Origin of the sequence: Streptomyces dysideae, assembly GCF_001514305.1 — a bacterium.
Taxonomy (GTDB): Bacteria; Actinomycetota; Actinomycetes; order Streptomycetales; family Streptomycetaceae; genus Streptomyces; species Streptomyces dysideae.
Genome location: NZ_KQ949085.1, coordinates 49,893 through 50,888 on the forward strand (window position 1 = coordinate 49,893; position 996 = coordinate 50,888).

Annotated in this window: 1 protein-coding gene; it reads left to right on the plus strand. The window is 67.9% G+C overall.

Annotation, left to right across the window (positions count from 1 at the left end):
• Positions 1-57 precede the first annotated feature (57 nt).
• Positions 58-996: peptide-N4-asparagine amidase (locus tag AQJ91_RS19055; RefSeq protein WP_324618013.1), on the plus strand; the 939-nt coding region annotated here is incomplete at its 3' end.

The following is a 996-nucleotide window of genomic DNA, read 5'->3' on the forward strand; positions in this document are numbered from 1 at the left end:
CACTCATGGCGGAGGCCTCATTGCGGAGGGTGCCCAACTCCCCGTAGAACACCGGCCATGAAGAGACGGATCATCATGTCCATGCTCGCCGGGGTGACCCTCGTGGCGAGCACCCTGCTGGGGGCGGGCCCGGCTCGATCGGCCGATGTCCCCGCCGAGTTCGGCACCGACTGGCACGACCCCGTCACCGCGGCCCCGCCCGTCACCAAGCCCTCCGGACCGTCCTGCGAAGTCACGCTCGCCGAGGCGCAGTTCCGTGACTTCACCCCGTACCGGGGCGTGTACACCCCGCCCGGCGACTGCGGGGACCGCTGGAGCAAGGTGGTCCTGCGGATGGACGGCAAGGTCAAGGGACGTCAGTTCGACCGGCTGGGCTATCTGCACGTCGGCGGCGTCGAGATCTTCCGTACGTCCACACCTGAACCCTCGCCCGACGGCATCGAGTGGTCCGTGGAGAAGGACGTCACGCGCTACAGCGAGACCCTCCGCACCGGCCAGGACGTCGAGATGCTCATCGGGAACGTCGTCGACGACACCTACACCGGCATCATCGACGTCAAGGTCACGCTGACGTTCTACGAGGGCACACCCGCCAGGACTCCTGACCGGATCCTCACTCTCGAGGACGACACGATCACCACCCCGCGCAACAGCGAACGCATCGTCGCCGAGGTCTACGCCACCGGATCCGGCGGCGGCTGCGAGGAGTACTGGTACCTGTCGGTGCCGACCGAGGCGCCGTACTCCTGCCAGGCCGACGGCGGCCCCTACCGCGAGGTGCAGATCAAGGTCGACGGCCAACTGGCAGGAATCGCCGCGCCGTTCCCGCATGTGTGGACCGGTGGCTGGTCCAATCCCTTCCTCTGGTACGTCATTCCGGGGCCGCGCGCCTTCGACATCAAGCCGATCGAATACGACCTGACGCCGTTCGCCGGGATCCTCAACGACGGGCGCCCGCACCGTGTGGAGGTCGGTGTCGTCGGCGTACCCGAGGGG